Source organism: Massilia atriviolacea, from assembly GCF_003953935.1.
Classification (GTDB): Bacteria; Pseudomonadota; Gammaproteobacteria; order Burkholderiales; family Burkholderiaceae_D; genus Telluria_A; species Telluria_A atriviolacea.
Genome location: NZ_RXLQ01000014.1, coordinates 118,877 through 136,205, shown reverse-complemented (window position 1 = coordinate 136,205; position 17,329 = coordinate 118,877). Strand labels below are relative to the sequence as shown.

Sequence of the window (17,329 nt, the reverse complement as noted above, 5' to 3'; positions counted from 1 at the left end):
GCCAGCGAATTCCTTGCACTGTTAGCATCATTGCCAGAGCGCCGCGCCAGTGCGGCACTCCCACCGTCAAGGAGATTTCCATGCATGCCAGCCCCCCCTTCCCCGATCCGGCCCAGGCCAAGCCTCTCATCGACGAGGCCGACATCGGCAGCGGCGAAAAGCCCGCGTCCCAGGTTGAAACCGAGGAAATGATCCGCCAGATCCCCACCCTGCCGCCCTCCGAGGACAACGACAGCGAGGCCTCCGCGGCAGGACAGTTCGACGATGGCGAGATCCGCGAAAGACGCGAACACGACGCCTCGCTCGAACGCGACGAGCCGAGCGAGCAGCTCGATCGGCTCGATCCGGTGCCGCCCAAGGGCCAGTAAGCCTCCTCCCTCACCCGGCGCCCGGCGCTGCGCGCCAGCAGCTCGCGCGCAGCGGCCCCCACCCAGCGGCGCGGCCGGCGCATAACATGCCAGCATGCCAGCATGCCAGCCGTCATCGACAGCGCAGCCGGCACCCGTCAGGCGCGCCACCGGCCGGCAGACACTCCCTCAAGCCTTGATCGGCGGCACCGGCATCACCGGTTCCTCCACCGGCGCATTGACCGGTGGCGGTACGTCGTCCGGCACCGGGGACGGTTTCGGATCGGTCGGCGGCGCGCCATCCGGATCGGGGGTGGAATGCGCGCGCCGCGGCGCTGTCTGCGAATTGTCGTTGTGGGACATGGATTGCCTCTCCTCGTTATGAATCATGGTGTTTCGTACGGCGCACGGCTGGCGCGCGCGCGGCTTGTGCGCCTTTTGCGGTATCGTTCTTCCCTCCGGGTGCGCCCGGCCCCACGACAACCGGTAAAGGCCATCACGCATGTGCGGACGTCTCGATCAACACCATACCGCCATTGACTATGTCGCGGCGCTGCATTGGCGCGGCGGCGCGCCGCGCTACGCCAGCCAGGCCGCGCCCAGCTACAACGCGCCGCCGGGCACCTGGCGCCCGCTGATGCGCGTGGTCGACGACCAGCTCGTCGTCGAAGATGCCTTCTGGGGCTACCGCGCCTCCTGGGCCGCCGCCAGGCTGCCGATTTCCATCAACGCGCGCCTGGAAAAAATCGACAACAGTTACTGGTCCCGCCTGCTGAAAAACGGCCGCGCCATCGTGCCCGCCGACGGCTGGTACGAATGGACCGGCGACAAGGGCAGGAAGCAGCCCTGGCACATCCACCTCAAGACGCGCGAACCGCTGTTCATCGCGGCCATCGGCGCCTGCGGCAAGGAAGGCGAGCAGCCGGCCGAGTCGGGCTTCGCGATCGTCACCGCCGATGCCGAGGGCGGCATGGTCGATGTGCACGACCGCCGTCCCGTCGTCTTCAGCGCCGCCGACGCCGCCCTGTGGCTCGATCCGGGCCTGTCCGCGCAGCAAGCCGGGCAGCTGGCCCGCTCGGTCGCGCTCGGGCCCGATGCCTTCGAGTGGCATCCGGTCGACAAGCAGGTCGGCCGCGCCGGCAACGAGGGCGCCCATCTGGCCGCCCAGCTCGACCTGCTGGGCTGAGCCGGGTTCAGCCTGCCGCTGTCTGCGCCAGCGCCAGCAGGTTATCGATCTCGGTGCGCGCCACCTGCACGCCGGCCACGCAGGCGATCTCCGCCGTGGCGTGGCCGCCGGCGGTCTGGCTGCGCGTGATCGCCGGCGCCGGATCGGTATCCTGCCCGCCCTGCCCGGTCTTGGTGATGCGGTAGTCGAAGTCCCACAGGTCGCCCTTGTCCTTGACCGGCGTGACCACGATGGTAAAACCTTTGTATTCTTCCGTTGTCATTTGCATATCGTCCTCGCTGTTGTTCGCAGCCTAGCATGGATGACCCGAACCCTGCCCGGCGCGCCCCAATCGTGCGCGCGCCGGCCCGCCTGGCGGGCCCGGGCCGGACTCGGTATAGTGGCGCTTCTCTCCGCTTGCGCCTGCCCGCCATGAAAACTGCCCTGCCCGCCCTGCTGGTCCCCGCCCTGCTGGTGCCCGCCCTGCTCGCCCCAAGCGCCGCCGTGGCCGCGCCGATGACCCTGGCCGATTACCTGGCCTTGTCCGGACCGCCGCCGAGCGCGAAGATCGCCTACGGCAGCGCGCCGTCGCAATTCGCCGAACTGTTCCGCCCGGCCGGCCCAGGACCGTTCCCGGTCGTCGTGCTGGTGCACGGCGGGTGCTGGACGGTGGAGTACGGCGGAATCCGCCAGATGCACAACGTGGCCGGCGCCCTGGCCGCGCGCGGCATCGCCGTGTGGAATGTGGAATACCGCCGGGTCGACGAGGAAGGCGGCGGCTATCCGGGCACCTACCTGGACATGAATGCCGCGCTCGACAAGCTGGCGGCCGAAGCGCCGGCGCACCAGCTCGACACTACCCGCATCGTGGCGATGGGCCATTCGGCCGGCGGCCAGCTGGTGCAATGGATCGCCGGACGCAGCAAGATTGCGGCCAGCAGTCCGCTGTTCCAGCCGGCGCCCCTGCCGGTGCCGACCGTCATCAGCCTGGGCGGCCTGGCCGACCTGCGGCGCGAACAGGCGCTGATCAAATCCAGTTGCGAGCGCGACATGGTGCAGCTGGCCGGCACGCCCAGCGCCAGCCGCCCCGACATCTTCGCCGACACCAACGCCGCCGACCTGATGCCCAACGGCAGCCGCACGGTGCTGATCACGGGCGAGCGCGATACCATTTCGCCGCCGCGCGTGGCCCACGACTACGCGGCGCGCGCCGTGGCCGCCGGCGACCGGGCCGAAGTGCTGATCCTGCCGGGCGCCAGCCATTACGATGAAATCGCAGCCAGTTCGCCCGCCTGGAAACTGATCCTGCCCGTGATCGAAAACGCGCTCGGCATCGCCAGGTAGCCGGCTGCGCATGTGTGCACCTTGCGCCCTGTATCGGCGCGTCATAGCGCGCACAATTGACATTTCTGCTTGGCGCCACCCTGTGTGGCGCGCTGCCCGGTCATGCGCTGGCGCAGGCAGACCTGAACAGCTCGCTGGCCATCACGAACCTGGCCGCCGGCAAGCCGGCTTCGCAAATCTCGACCGGCTACGGCGGCATTGCCAGCCGCACGGTCGATGGCAATACCGACGCCTGATGCGCGCGCGCCGCCCGCGGCAAGGCTGAAGCGGGCCCGCACACGCAGCGCCCGTTCACGCGCCGGTGCGGCGCGCGGCGGGCGCCAGCAGCACCAGATCCGAGCGCGCCAGCGCCACGCAGGGCAGCACATCACCGGCGCGCTTTTCGTCCGCGCTCAGGCCGGGCCAGTCGATTCGATATGCCACCTCGCCCTGCAGCACCCGGCACAGGCAGGTACGGCAGGTGCCATTGCGGCACGAGCTGGGCAGCGCGATGCCGGCCGCCTCGGCCGCCGCCAGCAGCGACACCCCCGCCGCCACCTCGCAACGCCAGCCGCCCGGCTGCACGGTCATCCAATACGTGTTCATGCGCCCATTTTACCCGGTGCACGCTTCGCTCCATGAGTACGCTGCCGCACAGACTTTATGTCCGACCGGAACTAATCTGGGCTATCCGATTCCCGAGGGGCCTTAATTGAAACCAACTTCGCTTTGCCTGATCGCCGCCCTGTTCGGCGGCGCCGTCACCGTTCCCGCCATGGCCGCCAAGGCGCCGCCCGCCCTCACAGCCGAGGCGGTCAATAACGCCGGCAAGGGGCCCGAGGCCAGGCCCGCCAAACCAGCCAACGCGGCCAAAGCGGCCAAGCCGTCCGCCGCCGCCCTGCTGCGCGCCCAGGTCCTGCTCGACCGCGCGCACTTTTCGGCCGGCGAGATCGATGCGGCCTCCGGCTCGAACATGCGCCTGGCGCTGTCCGGCTTCCAGAAAAAAGCCGGCCTGGAACCGTCCGGCACGCTCGATGAAGCGACCTGGGCAGCCCTGAACGCCGACAGCGCCGACGCCGTCGTCGCCTACACCCTGCTCGATACCGATGTCGCAGGTCCTTTCGACAGCATTCCCGACAGCATGGCCGACAAGGCCAAGATGAGCTCGCTCGGCTACACCAGCGCGGCCGAAGCCCTGGGCGAGAAATTCCACGCCAGCCCGGCCCTGCTCGCGCGCCTCAATCCCGGCAAGGATTTCAGCCAGGCCGGCGACACCATCCTGGTGCCGAACGTGCTCGATACCGAACCGCTGCCCAAGGCCGCCAAGATCGTGGTGGACCGCTCCGACCGCTCGCTGACCCTGCTCGACGCGGCCGGCACGGTGCTGGCGCAGTTCCCCTCCTCGACCGGCAGCGAGCACGATCCGCTGCCGATCGGCGCCTGGAAAGTTAACGGCATCGCGCGCAACCCGGTGTACCACTACAACCCCAAGCTGTTCTGGGACGCCAGCCCCGGCGACAAGAAAGCCAAGCTGCCGGCCGGCCCCAACAATCCGGTGGGGGTGGCCTGGGTCGACCTGTCGAAGGACCATTACGGCATCCACGGCACGCCGCTGCCGGCCTCGATCGGCAAGACCCAGTCGCACGGCTGCATTCGCCTGACCAACTGGGATGTGGCTACCCTGACCGGCTCGGTCGGCTACGGTACCGAGGTGCTGCTGCAGGAATAAGAGCCCATCCTGCCGAGACAGGCTCTAAGAACCGACTCACCCTACAACAACAAAGGATCATCGTATGAAATGGCTACTGACTTTCCTGGCGGGCCTGGTGCTCGGCGCGGGCTCCCTGTTCGTCTACCTGCGCACGGTACCCAAGCCGGCCGAGGTCGTGCTGGCCCCCGCCGCGCCCGCCGTCGTCGCGGCCCCGGCCCCGGCCGCCACCGGCGTCCCCCTGCCCAGCACCGATCTGCCGGGTGCGCCGGTGGTGAGCACCGACCTGACCGAACTCGACCTGCCGCTGCGTCCCGGCATGGGCCAGGTCGCCCTGCCCGCCGTCAATGCGGCCGGCAGCGAGGCGCCAGGCGCGCACGGCGGCAAGCTGCTGCTGCCGGTGGAAGGCGTCAAGCTGGCCGACCTGCGCGACAATTTCGACCAGCCGCGCGGCGCCGACCGCCACCACGAAGCGCTCGACATCATGGCGCCCAAGGGCAGCAAGGTGCTGGCGGTGGCCGATGGCAAGCTGGTCAAGCTGTTCAACAGCAAACCCGGCGGCCTGACCGTGTACCAGTTCGATCCGACCGAAAAGTACGCCTATTACTATGCGCACCTGGACCGCTACGCCGAGGGTGTAAAAGAAGGCATGGACCTCAAGCGCGGCGACCTGGTCGGCTACGTGGGCGTGACCGGCAATTCGGATCCGAATGCACCGCACCTGCACTTCGCCGTGGTGGAACTGACGGCCGAGAAGAAATGGTGGAAAGGCACGCCGATCAACCCCTTCCCCCTGATCGGCGAATAATCAGGCGCGGCGGCGCGCGCGCAGGCGCCGTCCGCCGAGCAGCATCAGCCCGGCGCCCGCCAGCATCAGGGCCGGCGTGCCCGGTTCCGGCACCGCCACCGAGCCATCGTCCAGGGTCAGCAGGAAGCCGCTGCACGCGCCCAGCGTGTTGCAGCCGTGCGCGGTGATCTGCCCGAGGTCGTTGATGTCGGCCGCGTAGTTGAGGGTCCAGCCGAAGCCGGGCCCCACCAGCGCATTGAGGTCGAACATTTCGCCGTCCGAGTACAGGAAGGCGTGCGAGGCTTTGCCGCCGGCAATATCGGAACTGCCCACCGCCTGGCCGGCGTTATTGATCCCGTAGCTGTAGCTGTTGATGCCGCCAAGCGTGTCGAGGTCGGTCATGATCCCGTTGTCGAACACAAAGGCATGGGCGACGGCGTCGCCCGCCAGGTACGAGAAGCCGGCCACCGCGCCGCGGTCGTTGATCCGGTTGGCTTCGCTGTAATTGCCGCCCAGCGTACCGAGGTCGACCATGCCATTGCCATCGTCCAGGAAGGCATGGTAGTTGCCGCCTGCCAAGTTAGCCCTGCCCACCACCGTGCCGCTGGCGTTGATGTCGGTGCCCATGCTGCTGTCGCCGCCGAGCGCGCCGAGGTCGCGCATCTGCCCTCCCGCCGTGGTGCGGAAGGCGGCGTGGGTGCCGTCGGCGCGGTCGGCGCTGCCGACCACCTGGCCGGCATTATTGATGCCTTTGGCAAAGCTGTTGGCGCCGCCGAGCGTACCGAGCGACTCGATCTTGCCGCCATTGAAAATGACGGCGCGCGACTCCCCGTTTCCGTTGAGCACCTGCCCCGCCGCCACGCCGGCGTCGTTGATGCCGCTGGCGATGCTGCGCGTCGCCTTGTCGGGGCTCAGGCTTTGCATGACCCCGCCGCGCGAGACGTAGGCGCTGCTGATATTGTCGCTGTTGAGCGCATAGCCGACCACCGACCCGCTGTTGTTGATGGCACGCACGTCGCCGCTGGCGCCGCCGAGCGTACCGAGTTGTTTGACAGTATATAAAGGAGCAGCCTGGGCGGCAGCCGGAAACAGGCAGGTGGACAGGACAGTGCACAGCAAACTGAGCTGCAGCAGACGCGGCGTGACGGGCATGGGAACTCCAGGCAACAAAATGATCGACAGGCGCGCCGGAGCGCTCCGGCGTGCCCGTCGATTCTAAACCCGATTTTCCCACGCACATTATGTCGTTTGGAAAAATGGTTCCGCGCATACACACTTGCGGGTCAACCCTTGCCGCCGCACGCTGTGGCGCAATGCCATCACTCGTTGCGATCCGCGCCCACGTTCACCGCCGCGTAGGCGCGCTGCACGGCCACCGCTTCCCGGCTTTCCTTGCCATACAGTTCCTCGGCGGCGGCCAGCACCTTGGCGCGCGCCTCCTTGTAATCGGTGCTGGAGGTAAAGCGCGTGGTGGCGGCGTCGAACCAGATGCGCCAGGCCTTGTCGAGGCCGATGCCGCTCATCGCCCGTGGAGTGCCGGTGAGAAATGTACTGTGGGCATCGCTGGCCGGGTCGGCGCTCGACCCTTGCGCCAGGAAATAGAACATGCGGTTGTTGGGACCGCTGCTGTAGTGCACGTCCAGGCGCCGCAGCCGGGTCGACCAGGCATCCGGACTGCTGCGGTCCCTGCTCGGCCGGATCATGTAGCGCAGCGGCGTGCCGCTCTTGCTGATGTCCTTGCCGATCATCCAGTCGTTGCCTGCGGCCGGAACCAGCGCCCCGCCCTTGCCGGCGCGCGCATAGGCTTCCACCACTTCGCCGGTGATGTCGGACGAGGATTCGTTCAGCCCGCCCGATTCGCCCATATACACCAGGCGCGAGGTGGCGTCGGTCACGCCGTGGCCCATTTCGTGGCCGACCACGTCGAGCGCACCCAGGCTGTTGAAGGTGGAACCGTCGCCGATGAACATGCACTTGCAGGTATCGCTGTAGTAGGCGTTGTCGTAGGCGGTGTTGACGTGGGCGGCGATGTAGGTGGCGCTGTCCTGGCCGTCCATGCTGAGCCAGCCGAGCACGTTTTTCAGCATGTCGTAGGTGCTGGCCAGGCCCCACATGGCGTTCACCGCCGCGGTCTGTCCGTTGGCGTCGGTGGTGCTGCCGCCGGCCAGGTATTGCTTGCCGTCGCCCCAGGTGTTGCCGCTGTTGACGAACGGCTCGCCCGCCTTGGTGCCGTGGTCGGCGTTGGTCACCGCCAGCGCGCCGAACCGGCCGCCTTTGGCGCGCAGCGGATCGACCATGCGAAAGCCGGCGCCACTTTCGCTGGTGCTGAGCGGGACCTCGCCCTCGTACTGGCTCCTGCCCTTGCCGGCCGCGCTTTGCAGCATGCTCCACTGCGCCAGGATGCGTCCGCTGCGCGCGCTCACCACCGTGTCGTGGTAGACCGGCTGCGGCCCGGCGCGCAGGCGCGTGGCCACCAGCCAGGCCAGCTCGTAACCGGCCACCACGTCCGTCATGTCGAGCGCGTTGAGGGCGTCTTCGGACTTGCCGAGGGCGGCCGGCAGGCGCTCGCTCCAGACCAGGGGATAGATGATCAGTTCGGTCGTGGCCGGGGTCTCGGGCACGGCATCGGCGCGCACCGAACGCAGCGCCAGGGTGCTGGCGTGGGCCGACGACAGGGCCGGCAGCACGCCGAAGGCCGCCGTGGCCGCGCCCAGCCGGTTGGCGGCGCCGCGCCCCAGGTGCAGGCGCCGCTCCGAAACCGACTCGCGCACGGGCTTGCCGGCGGCGTCCAGCAGCAGCACCGATTCCGAGCCGAACACCCGCACGCCCTTGTAGGTATGGTGGGCGCGCACCACCGTGCTACCCTGTATCCCGGGATGGCGGCTGGCGACCAGGAAATGGTGGTCGGCGTCGAGGCCCTGGCGCTGGCGCTGGGCGGCCAGCTGGGCCAGCACGGCGGCGCCATCGGGCGCCGGCGGCGCGCAGGCGCCCGCCAAGTGGAAAGCGCCGAGTGCGGCAAACAGGATGGAACGAATTGTCATCAGGCATCTCCGTTAATCAACTGCCTACCCCGACAACGGTGCGGGCAACATCGATTCTCACAGCAGGTGTGCATGAAGAATTTGCTCAAACTCAAAGAGATGCGCGAATGTCTTGCCGGTTCCGTCATCGTACGGTCATGCAAGCTTGGTACGCTCTGCGTTTTTGCAGTGCTAACCCTCGTTCCACCTGAATCGGAGTCTGTTGCGATGTACCACCCGTCCCGTACCACCCTGTCCCTGATGTGCGCCGCCAGCGTTGCGGTCCTGCTATCCGCCTGCGGCGGCGACGATGCGCCCGACCTGCAGAATCCGGGCACCAGCTGGCCGCCGCAGCCGACCGTGACGGCCCACCGGGGCGCCTCGGCCCTGCGTCCGGAGCACACGCTTGCCGCGTACCAGAAAGCCATCGAAGACGGCGCCGACATCGTCGAGCCGGACCTGGTGGCGACCAAGGATGGGGTGCTGGTGGCGCGCCACGAAAACGAGATCTCGGGCACGACCAATGTCTCGACCCTGCCGCAATTCGCCGCCCGCAAGGCGACCAAGACCATCGACGGCATTCCCGTCACCGGCTGGTTCACGGAAGACTTCACCCTGGCCGAACTGAAGACCCTGCGCGCCAGGGAGCGCATTCCCGCCAACCGCCCGCTCAACGCGGCCTACGACGGCCAGTTCGAGGTGCCGACCCTGCAGGAAGTGATCGACCTGGTGAAGAAGGAAAGCGGCGCGCGCAACAAGACCATCGGCCTGTATCCCGAGACCAAGCACCCGACCTACTTCAAGAACATCGGCCTGCCGCTCGAAAAGCGCCTGGTCGATACGCTGGTGCGCAACGGCTACCACGGCAAGGAAGCGGCGGTCTACCTGCAATCGTTCGAAGTGGCCAACCTGAAGGAACTGCGCAAGCTGACCGACATGCGCATCGTGCAGCTGATCGACAATCCGGCCAATCCGCCGGCGCCGAACGGCGCGCCGCGCAATGCGCCCTACGACTTCGTGGCGGCCGGCAGCAAGAGCACCTACAAGGACCTGGTCACCCCGGCCGGCCTGAAGGAAATCGCCACCTACGCCGACGTGGTCTCGCCCTACAAGGAAGTGATCATCGGGCGCACCGGTGCCAATGAGCTGGCCGCGCCGAGCAGCTTCGTGGCCGACGCGCGCGCCGCCGGCCTGAAGGTGCACACCTGGACCCTGCGCCCGGAAAACCCGTTCCTGCCGCCGAGCATGCGCCGTGGCGACCCGGCCTCGCCAAGCCAGCGCGGCGACGCCGAAGCCGAGATCCTGGCCTACCTCAAGGCCGGCATCGACGGCTTCTTCACCGACGATCCGGCCGTGGGCCGCGCCGCCGTGACCCAGTTCAGGAAGTAAGCCCCAGGCCGCGCCGCCAACGGCGGCGCGGTGCTGCACCGGCTGTTTTTACCACGTCCGGTTCCAGCTCAGGGCCAGCGTGCGGCCGCGGCCCGCATAGGTCCCGGCCGCGTCCAGCGCCGCCGTCGACTGCGAGTAGTAGCCGACATACTGTTTGTCGAACAGGTTCTCCAGGCTCACCCCGAAGCGTCCGCAGGCGCTGTCGAAGGTCAGCGCCATGTCGGCCAGGGTGTAGCCCTTGAAGTGCTCTTCCAAGTTGCTGGTGCCGGCCTTGCGCCCGATGTTGATGTCGCGGTCGCGCAGGTGCGCGGCCTGCACGCGCAGCTGGGCCTTGGGCGCCCACTGCCAGTTGGCGCCGATCACGCCCTTGTCCGGCCCCTGCGCGCGCGCCGGCAGCGACAGGTCGAGCGGCGCGCCCTGGGTGGCCGCCGTCTTGCCGTCGGTGACGGCGTAGCTGCCGAACACCGACACCGTCTTCACGGGACGCCACTCGCCCGACACTTCCCAGCCCTTGACCACCGTCGGCACCCGTTCCACCGAGCCGATGCCGGCCGCGCTCACGCGCAGCACGCTGCCCAGCCTGGAACGCGAGTCGTAGCGCGAGATGCCCACCTGCCCTTGCGCGCCGCGCCAGTTGACGCCCACTTCCTTGTTGCGGGTGACGATCGGTTTCAGGTCGATCAGGGTGGCCACCGATTTGCCGCTGGTGTTCACGCCGCGCAGCACCAGGCCGACGTCGGGCAGGCCGAAGCCTTCGGAACTGGCGGCAAAGGCCGACCACTGCGGCGCGAAGCGCCACACCGCGCCGATGTTCCTGACCGACCTGGAAAACGCGGTCTCGCCGCCCTGCACCAGCCGGTTGCCGTAGGCCGCCAGGGTGGTGTAGGTGTCGACGGTGAGCCTGGCCCGCTCGTGGCGCACGCCGCCGCGCAGGGTGAGCGGGCCGATGTCGTATTCGAGCTGCGCGAACGGCGCGGTCGAGGCGAACTGCAGTTGCGGGACCCAGACGCGGTCGGTGCTGTCGAGGCGCTGCTGGGTGTTGTCGCGCAGGACATCGAGGCCGACCGTCATTTCCAGTCCCGCGACCAGCATGTCGGGGCGCACCCAGGTCATGCGCGCGCCGCGCTTGTCGGCCACGATCTGCGACTGGTCGTACAGGGTGCCGATGGGCGCCAGGCGCACGTCCTGGAAGGTCGACGCGGGGGTGGCGCCGTACAGCGCTTCGAAGTCGTGGCTGAACAGTTGCGCGCTGAAGGCGCCGCCGAACAGCTCGTCGTGGCGGTAATCGAGACTGGCGCTGCGCACCTTGTTCCTGGGCGGCTCGCCCGGCGCGCGGCCCGGCAGCGATGTCGTCGGCACCCCGGCCGCCAGCACGCCCGGCTCGTTCCTGTAGTCGCCGTCGCCGCGCAGCCCGAAGCGGTTCAGGCTCAGCTGGATGCGCTGGGCGCCGAAGCGCTGGCCGATCTTGAAGAACAGGTCGTCGCCACGGCTGTCGAGGGTGTCGCCCTGGACGTTGTCGATGCCCAGGCGGCGCCCATTGCCGTCGTAGCCCATCCCGCGCCGCTGCATGCCGACGTAGGCCAGCAGGTCGAAGCCGCCATCCTTGTGGGTGAGGTGGTAGCCGGTTTTCCAGTCCAGGTTATCGGAGCGCAGCTGGCCGGAGGCGCGCACGGAGAGGCCGTGCGTGGTGCCGTCGGCGCGCGCGGTCCTGGTGATGTAGTTGATGATGCCGCCGGTCGCGCCCATGCCCTGCATTGCGGAGGCGCCGTTGATCACTTCGATGCGCTCGATGATGGCGCTGTCGGCAAAGTAGCCTTCGCGCGAGCCGGCGCGCAGCGGGTTCGATTGCGGTATGCCGTCGAGCAGGATCAGCGGCTGGCGCCCGCGCAGCGATTCGCCGGCCGAGGTCATTTTCTGGCGGCTCGGCGAATAGCCCGGCACGTAGGTCGCCAGCGCCTGCGAGGGGTCGTCGGCGATCAGGTATTGCGAGGCCAGTTCCTGCTGGCCGATCACGGAAATCGCCCCCGGGATCTTGTCCACCGCCTTGGCCCCGCGCGTGGCGGTCACCACCACCGTGCTGGAAGGCGCAAGCACCTCCGCGGCCGTTTGCGCGTATGCGGTCGACATGGACAGGCAGGCCAGCGCAAGCGCGCGGGAAAGGGGCGACAGAATGCTCATACGGGGGGAATCCTTGATGGTGGGACAGAGATGTTGACATTCGCGGTACAATGTGAATGATAACGATTCCCATTCAATTATTCAAGAAGCATTAAAATGATCCGCCCCGCCCTCGATCGCGTCCCTGCATGAAACCGCTCATCCGCTTCATCCACCTGTGGGCCGGACTGATTTTCGGGACCATCCTGGTCGTGCTGGGGCTGACCGGCAGCGCGCTGGCGTGGATGCACGAACTCGACGTACTGCTCAATCCCGCCCTGCTGCAGGTGGCGCCGCCGCCCGGCCTGGCGCCTGGCGCGCCGATGCGGGTGGCGCCCGCCACCGTGCAGGCGGCCACCGAACGCCTGCTGGCCGATCCCCTGTACGGGCGCCCCAGCCAGCTGATGCTGCCCGAGCGCGCCGGCGACGTGTTCGTGGCCTGGTACCGCGACCACAAGCAGCCGGCCTCGGCCTGGCGGGTGGCGCTCTCGCGCCAGGTGATGCTGGACCCGGCCACCCTGGCCGTGACCGGCGAGCGCACCTGGGGCGGCTTCGGATTGTCGCGGCCGCAGTTGATGTCGACCCTGTTCCACATCCACCGCTACCTGGTGGCCGGCGACACCGGCAAGACCGTGATCGGGGTGACCGGCGTGGCCCTGCTGCTGCTCGCGCTGACCGGAATCGTGCTGTGGTGGCCGCGCATGACGGTGTCCGCCATCAAGGGCGCGCTGACGGTGCGCCATGGCGGCAACTGGCCGCGCTTTCATTTCCAGCTGCACCGCGCCGGCGGCTTTTTTGCCGCCCCGGTGCTGCTGGTGCTGGCGCTGTCCGGCGTGTACTTCAATATGCCGCAGTGGGTGCTGCCGATCGTCGCTTCGGTCGCCACGCTGGCGCCGAACGTCAAGGCGGCCAACCGCAGTGCGCCGGACGCCGCGCCGATCGCGCCACTTGACGCCATGGCGGCGGCCCAGGCGCAGTTCCCGCAGGCGCGCGTGTCGCGCGTGGGGCTGCCGGCCAAGCCCGGCCAGCCTTACGAAATCCGCCTGCGCCAGCCCGGCGAGGTGCGCGCCGGCGACGGCGCCACCCGCGTCTCGGTCGACGCCGGCGACGGCCGGGTCCTGCGCATTGTCGACCCGCTGCGCGCTCCGGCCGGCGACACTTTTCTTAGCTGGATGTTTCCGCTGCACACAGGCGAAGCCTTCGGCATCGCGGGACGCGCCTTCATCAGCCTGTTCGGCATCGTGCCGCTGCTGTTCTTCGTCACCGGGCTGTTCATCTGGATCAAGCTGCAGCGCCCGAAAAAGCGCAAGGCCAGGGCCGCCGCCGCCTGATCCGGCGGCGATCCATCATTATTTTTCCGGCAAACGGTTTATACGGTTTATCCCGCGCCGCACCAAATTTCCCCAATCCCCCTCGTTGTATTCCGATCACTCCTGCTGGCCTATCTGTCAATCTCGTAGACTTTTTCATGGTCTGCCTATAGATTAGATCGGCAATCGTCGCCCGGCAATACGCTGGACGACGGCTGCGAAGGTCGCATTTTTCATCCGCTTTCCCACCCCGGGGTCAGGCGCCAGCCTGGGCTTTTCTCGATCGAACTGCATTCGCACAGAGAGATTTTAATGAAGAAGACTTTTCCCATTGCAGTCATGCTGTTGTCCACCGGCGCTGCCGTAGCGCAAGAACCAGCGCCCCCTCCTGCTGCTCCCGATTCATCCGCGCCTGCAACGACGAAACCGGAAGAAATCCTGAAAGTCGTGATCGTCTCCACCGGCAGCCGCGGTTCGCAACGCACCGTGGTCGACGCCCCGGTGCCGGTCGACATCATCAACACCAAGGACCTGAACAAGACCGGCCAGATCTCGCTCGACAAGGCGCTCGGCATGCGCGTGCCCTCGTTTAATACGGTGCAAACGCCGGTCAACGACGCCACCTCCCTGCTCGACCCTTACGAGATCCGCAATATGGGGCCCAGCCGTTCGCTGATCTTGATTAACGGCAAGCGCAAGAATTCGAGCGCGCTGATCTACACCCAGACGTCGCCCGGGCGCGGCGAGAGCGGCTCCGATATTTCCGCCATCCCGCAAGACGCGATCAAGCGCATCGAGGTGCTGCGCGACGGCGCCTCGGCCCAGTACGGCTCGGATGCGATTTCGGGCGTGGTCAACATCATCCTGAAAGACAATCCGGAAGGCGGCTCGCTGACCGCGCGCGCCGGCGTGACGGGCGAAGGCGACGGCAAGATGGGCGCCCTCAGCCTGAACCACGGCATCCGCCTGTCGGACAAGGGCTTCGTCAACTACACCATCGACGTCTCCAAGGTCGGCCTGGCCGAACGCTCGGGCATCGTCGACGGCCGTGGCGACGCCGCCGACTTCGGCGCCGACCTGCAAAAGGATGTGTTGCCCTTCCTGGCCCAGTTCCCCACCGCGCGCAACGTCAACGGTTCGCCCAAGACCCGCGCCAACAAGTTCCTGGTCAACAGCCGCCTCGACATCACCGACGACATCAACGTCTACGGCAATGCGGCGTATGTGAAGAAGCAGGTCGACAGTATCGCCAACTACCGCACGCCCTACTGGCGTCCGACCGACTTCGGCCTGCTGCATGCGCCGGGCACGCCGTACGTCGGCTACGGCCCCGAGTTTATCGGCAAGCTGGACGACTACAACGCCACCCTGGGCACCAAATTCACCGTGGGCGACTGGAACGGCGACGTCAGCGTGACCATCGGCGGCAACAAGCAAGCCTACGAAGTCCACAACTCGGTCAACCGCGGCATCGAAAACGCGCGCCTGGACGCCATCGCCGCGGGCCAGACGCCCGGCCCGCGTTCGCCCACCAGTTTCGAGGCCGGCGGCACGCGCTTTCGCCACACGGTGGTCAATGCCGACGTCTCGCGCCAGCTCAGCGATGCCGTCAATGTGTACGCCGGTACCGAGCTGCGCCGGGAAAAGTATGACGTGATCGCCGGCGAATTCGCCTCCTACACCGCCGGCGGCGCCGATTCCTACGCCGGCAACCTGCCGGAAAACGCGCTCTCGGCCGACCGCAAGAACTATGGCGTCTACGGCGGCAGCATGTTCGACATCAGCAAGCAATGGCTGATCGACCTGACCGGGCGCTACGAAAAGTACAGCGACTTCGGCAACGCCACAGTCGGCAAGCTGAGCACGCGCTACAAGGTCAGCGACATGGTCACCTTGCGCGGTTCGGTCTCGAGCGGCTTCCGGGCGCCGTCGCTGCACCAGATCTACACCCAGAAGAAGCAGTATTCCTTCGTGGCCGGTTCGGGCATCCAGGTGTCGGGCCTGACCAACAACGAGTCGGCCGAAGCGCGCGCGCTGAAAGTGCCGCAGCTGAAAGCGGAAAAGTCGAAAAACCTGACCCTGGGCCTGGGCCTGACGCCGGACAGCAACACCAGCATCACGCTCGACTACTACCACATCGCCTTAAAGGACCGCATCATCCTGGGCAAGGAAATCGCGCCGACGGGCGACCCGACCCAGGAGCTGGACAAGATCCTGGCCGCCGGCGGCGTGGTGTCGCTGAGCTTCTTCGCCAATGCCCTCGACAGCCAGACCTCGGGCATCGACTATGTGGTCAGCCGCAAGAATATTCCTGCGCTGGACGGCAAGCTGGCGGTCAACCTGTCGGGCAACTACACGCTGAAGAACGAGCGTGACGGCGCCATCAACAACCCGCCGGCGATTGCGGCCGCGCGCCAGTCGGTGCTCGACGCCACCCAGGAAGCGCTGATGTTCACCTCGCGTCCGAAGCACAAGACCGTGCTCGGCCTCGACCTGGACTACAGCAAGTTCAACTTCTCGCTCAACAACACGGTGTACGGCCCGACCCAGTTCCGCAATGCGGGCCTTGACCAGAACCTGGAGGTCAAGTTCAAGACCCGCAACGTGACCGACTTCGCGCTGAACTACCAGCTGAACGACAGCACGACCTTGTCGTTCAACGTCAACAACCTGTTCGACGTGTTGCCGAAGTGGGAATTGAAGCCGGTCAACGACACCGCCAAGGGCAGCGAGATCCTGAGCAGCAACGTGCGCGATCCGAAGACCGGCATGACGCCGCGTGAAACCCAGGTCAACCTGATCACCTTCAATGGACGTTATCCGATCGTGACCTACGACGGCTCGCATTTCAGCCAGCTGGGACGGATGTTCAATATGTCCCTGAACGTGCGCTTCTGACGATGGAGTGAGTCCGCGCGGCGCGCGGCTTGCGGAGGCCGGAAAAACCACGCTTCGGCGTGCCGGCCTGCGCGCCGAGCAGCCGCTCGCCGCTCGCCGCTCGCCGCTCGCCGCTTCCGTTCAGGCTATCTTCAGGGCCTTGGCACGACGGCTCGCCAGGCCCACCACGCCCAGGCCGAATGCCAGCAGCGCATAGGTCTCGGGTTCCGGAACGGCGACGACGCTGACGGCGCCGGGCCCGCCAATGGTCGTGCTGTGCCGGCCATACTCGAAGCCTTCATAACCGGTAATCACCAGGACATACGAGGTGCCGGCGTCCAGGTTGGCCACGAAGCCCGATGTGGTGGTCCCAAGAAGATCGTCGTTGCCGATCAGGGCGTTCGTCAGCGCGGCGCCGGGATCGAAGCTCGGGCTGTAAAGGAATACCATGGAGTCGAAAGCCGCCGTCGTCAGGAAGGAGTACGCCCCCGGCGCGGACACCGTGAACCTGAACTGGTTGAAGCTGACATCCGTGCCGATTCCCGACAGGCCGGACAGGTCCTCGAGCGGTCGATTGAAAATGGCGGCACCCGTCGTGTCGCCGGTGATGGTGTGGATGGAATCGGCCTGGGCGGTCGATGCAAAGGCACAAAAGGCCAGGGCGAGCAGTGTCGATTTCAGAAGCATGGTCATTCCTTTTTGATGATTGCGAGGGGATTGGGTGGGAGGGAACAAGCGCGGACAAGGCCGCGCCTGGCTATCTGGTTTGCGCCGGCAGGATGGCAATGCGCCGGCCTCGCCCGTCGACCGACATGGTCGGCGCCGTGCTGTCGGGCGCGCCGGCACCGGCAGCCCGGCCGCCTTGCACGGAGAACGTGGAAATCCTGGAACGCCGTTTGCCGTCGAACTGGCCATCGACCTGCACCGCCAGATTGCTCGTGCCCGCTCCCGGCGTGTAATTGACAATCAGCGTCATCACCTGGCCGGCGGCGAACGTCGCGCCGATCACGGGTGACCTGGTGCCGATCACGGTCAGCCCATCGACGCCGTAGACCCGGACATTGACCTGCTGCGCAGCCGAATCGAAGGCGATCTTGAGCGTGGCTTGGCGCGCCTGCACCGTTCCCGCGATTTCCACTGGCGCATGCGGCTTGGCCTGGACGGACGCGGCAGTCAATGAGGCGATCAGTCCGGCGGCAAGCGCCGCCGCCAGCGTTGAAATTGTCACTTGCATGATGGTTTCCTT

General features: G+C 67.2%; 17 protein-coding genes. 9 read left to right on the top strand and 8 right to left on the bottom strand.

Translation table 11 applies throughout. The features are described from left to right. Positions 1-80: 80 nt before the first annotated feature. Positions 81-368, top strand: a complete 288-nt coding sequence (locus EJB06_RS23730) for a hypothetical protein (RefSeq protein WP_126076496.1) — start codon at positions 81-83, stop codon at positions 366-368. A 168-nt stretch (positions 369-536) separates the two neighbouring features. On the opposite strand, the gene EJB06_RS32015 is transcribed toward EJB06_RS23730, so the two are convergent. Then, on the bottom strand, positions 537-710 hold the full coding sequence (locus tag EJB06_RS32015; protein ID WP_164558020.1) for a hypothetical protein: 174 nt from the start codon (positions 708-710) through the stop codon (positions 537-539). A gap of 139 nt (positions 711-849) precedes the next feature. On the opposite strand from EJB06_RS32015, the gene EJB06_RS23725 reads away from it, so the two are divergent. Then, positions 850-1,533, top strand: a complete 684-nt coding sequence (locus EJB06_RS23725) for an SOS response-associated peptidase (RefSeq protein ID WP_126076495.1) — start codon at positions 850-852, stop codon at positions 1,531-1,533. 7 nt (positions 1,534-1,540) lie between these two features. Here the strand turns inward: EJB06_RS23725 and EJB06_RS23720 are convergent, their stop codons facing one another. Continuing rightward, positions 1,541-1,801, bottom strand: a complete 261-nt coding sequence (locus tag EJB06_RS23720) for a hypothetical protein (protein WP_126076494.1) — start codon at positions 1,799-1,801, stop codon at positions 1,541-1,543. 143 nt (positions 1,802-1,944) lie between these two features. Here EJB06_RS23720 and EJB06_RS23715 point away from each other — a divergent pair, with 143 nt between their 5' ends. Together EJB06_RS23715 and EJB06_RS23710 are read left to right on the top strand one after the other, a co-directional pair. Further along, the gene (locus EJB06_RS23715; RefSeq protein ID WP_229427245.1) at positions 1,945-2,856 is read left to right on the top strand and encodes an alpha/beta hydrolase; all 912 of its coding nucleotides are present in this window, start codon (positions 1,945-1,947) and stop codon (positions 2,854-2,856) included. Positions 2,857-2,912: 56 nt separating this feature from the next. Further along, a complete protein-coding gene (locus EJB06_RS23710; protein ID WP_126076493.1) occupies positions 2,913-3,092 on the top strand; it encodes a hypothetical protein in 180 nt (59 codons plus the stop codon). Between the two features lie 55 nt (positions 3,093-3,147). On the opposite strand, the gene EJB06_RS23705 is transcribed toward EJB06_RS23710, so the two are convergent. Beyond that, entirely contained in the window at positions 3,148-3,441 is a 294-nt protein-coding gene (locus EJB06_RS23705; RefSeq protein WP_126076492.1) for a 2Fe-2S iron-sulfur cluster-binding protein, read from the bottom strand. Positions 3,442-3,547: 106 nt separating this feature from the next. On the opposite strand from EJB06_RS23705, the gene EJB06_RS23700 reads away from it, so the two are divergent. After that, positions 3,548-4,564, top strand: a complete 1,017-nt coding sequence (locus EJB06_RS23700) for a L,D-transpeptidase family protein (RefSeq protein ID WP_229427244.1) — start codon at positions 3,548-3,550, stop codon at positions 4,562-4,564. A gap of 64 nt (positions 4,565-4,628) precedes the next feature. Continuing rightward, entirely contained in the window at positions 4,629-5,351 is a 723-nt protein-coding gene (locus tag EJB06_RS23695; protein WP_126076491.1) for a M23 family metallopeptidase, read from the top strand. Here the strand turns inward: EJB06_RS23695 and EJB06_RS23690 are convergent, their stop codons facing one another. Both EJB06_RS23690 and EJB06_RS23685 read right to left on the bottom strand, forming a co-directional pair. After that, entirely contained in the window at positions 5,352-6,482 is a 1,131-nt protein-coding gene (locus EJB06_RS23690) for an HAF repeat-containing PEP-CTERM protein (RefSeq protein ID WP_126076490.1), read from the bottom strand. A gap of 167 nt (positions 6,483-6,649) precedes the next feature. After that, on the bottom strand, positions 6,650-8,371 hold the full coding sequence (locus tag EJB06_RS23685) for a M4 family metallopeptidase (protein WP_126076489.1): 1,722 nt from the start codon (positions 8,369-8,371) through the stop codon (positions 6,650-6,652). Between the two features lie 207 nt (positions 8,372-8,578). Between EJB06_RS23685 and EJB06_RS23680 the strand changes: the two genes are divergently transcribed. Continuing rightward, positions 8,579-9,739: a glycerophosphodiester phosphodiesterase gene (locus EJB06_RS23680; RefSeq protein ID WP_126076488.1), complete on the top strand. Its 1,161-nt coding sequence runs from the start codon at positions 8,579-8,581 to the stop codon at positions 9,737-9,739. 48 nt (positions 9,740-9,787) lie between these two features. On the opposite strand, the gene EJB06_RS23675 is transcribed toward EJB06_RS23680, so the two are convergent. After that, positions 9,788-11,917, bottom strand: a complete 2,130-nt coding sequence (locus tag EJB06_RS23675) for a TonB-dependent receptor (RefSeq protein WP_229427243.1) — start codon at positions 11,915-11,917, stop codon at positions 9,788-9,790. A 128-nt stretch (positions 11,918-12,045) separates the two neighbouring features. Between EJB06_RS23675 and EJB06_RS23670 the strand changes: the two genes are divergently transcribed. Continuing rightward, complete coding sequence (locus tag EJB06_RS23670; RefSeq protein WP_126076487.1) at positions 12,046-13,227, top strand: PepSY-associated TM helix domain-containing protein; 1,182 nt, start codon at positions 12,046-12,048, stop codon at positions 13,225-13,227. Positions 13,228-13,653: 426 nt separating this feature from the next. Next, positions 13,654-16,104, top strand: coding sequence for a TonB-dependent receptor plug domain-containing protein (locus EJB06_RS23665; protein ID WP_229427242.1), 2,451 nt, complete (start codon positions 13,654-13,656; stop codon positions 16,102-16,104). A 120-nt stretch (positions 16,105-16,224) separates the two neighbouring features. Here the strand turns inward: EJB06_RS23665 and EJB06_RS32010 are convergent, their stop codons facing one another. Both EJB06_RS32010 and EJB06_RS23650 read right to left on the bottom strand, forming a co-directional pair. Continuing rightward, complete coding sequence (locus EJB06_RS32010) at positions 16,225-16,770, bottom strand: PEP-CTERM sorting domain-containing protein (protein WP_229427241.1); 546 nt, start codon at positions 16,768-16,770, stop codon at positions 16,225-16,227. 70 nt (positions 16,771-16,840) lie between these two features. Beyond that, positions 16,841-17,317: a hypothetical protein gene (locus EJB06_RS23650; RefSeq protein ID WP_126076483.1), complete on the bottom strand. Its 477-nt coding sequence runs from the start codon at positions 17,315-17,317 to the stop codon at positions 16,841-16,843. Between the last annotated feature and the right edge of the window lie 12 nt (positions 17,318-17,329).

Excerpts from the sequence above, each read along its gene's own strand:
- EJB06_RS23730 (WP_126076496.1), top strand. The coding sequence starts at position 81 with ATGCATGCCAGCCCCCCCTTCCCCGATCCGGCCCAGGCCAAGCCTCTC.
- EJB06_RS32015 (WP_164558020.1), bottom strand. The coding sequence starts at position 710 with ATGTCCCACAACGACAATTCGCAGACAGCGCCGCGGCGCGCGCATTCC.
- EJB06_RS23725 (WP_126076495.1), top strand. The coding sequence starts at position 850 with ATGTGCGGACGTCTCGATCAACACCATACCGCCATTGACTATGTCGCG.
- EJB06_RS23720 (WP_126076494.1), bottom strand. The coding sequence starts at position 1,801 with ATGCAAATGACAACGGAAGAATACAAAGGTTTTACCATCGTGGTCACG.
- EJB06_RS23715 (WP_229427245.1), top strand. The coding sequence starts at position 1,945 with ATGAAAACTGCCCTGCCCGCCCTGCTGGTCCCCGCCCTGCTGGTGCCC.
- EJB06_RS23705 (WP_126076492.1), bottom strand. The coding sequence starts at position 3,441 with ATGAACACGTATTGGATGACCGTGCAGCCGGGCGGCTGGCGTTGCGAG.
- EJB06_RS23695 (WP_126076491.1), top strand. The coding sequence starts at position 4,629 with ATGAAATGGCTACTGACTTTCCTGGCGGGCCTGGTGCTCGGCGCGGGC.
- EJB06_RS23690 (WP_126076490.1), bottom strand. The coding sequence starts at position 6,482 with ATGCCCGTCACGCCGCGTCTGCTGCAGCTCAGTTTGCTGTGCACTGTC.
- EJB06_RS23685 (WP_126076489.1), bottom strand. The coding sequence starts at position 8,371 with ATGACAATTCGTTCCATCCTGTTTGCCGCACTCGGCGCTTTCCACTTG.
- EJB06_RS23680 (WP_126076488.1), top strand. The coding sequence starts at position 8,579 with ATGTACCACCCGTCCCGTACCACCCTGTCCCTGATGTGCGCCGCCAGC.
- EJB06_RS23675 (WP_229427243.1), bottom strand. The coding sequence starts at position 11,917 with ATGAGCATTCTGTCGCCCCTTTCCCGCGCGCTTGCGCTGGCCTGCCTG.
- EJB06_RS23670 (WP_126076487.1), top strand. The coding sequence starts at position 12,046 with ATGAAACCGCTCATCCGCTTCATCCACCTGTGGGCCGGACTGATTTTC.
- EJB06_RS32010 (WP_229427241.1), bottom strand. The coding sequence starts at position 16,770 with ATGCTTCTGAAATCGACACTGCTCGCCCTGGCCTTTTGTGCCTTTGCA.
- EJB06_RS23650 (WP_126076483.1), bottom strand. The coding sequence starts at position 17,317 with ATGCAAGTGACAATTTCAACGCTGGCGGCGGCGCTTGCCGCCGGACTG.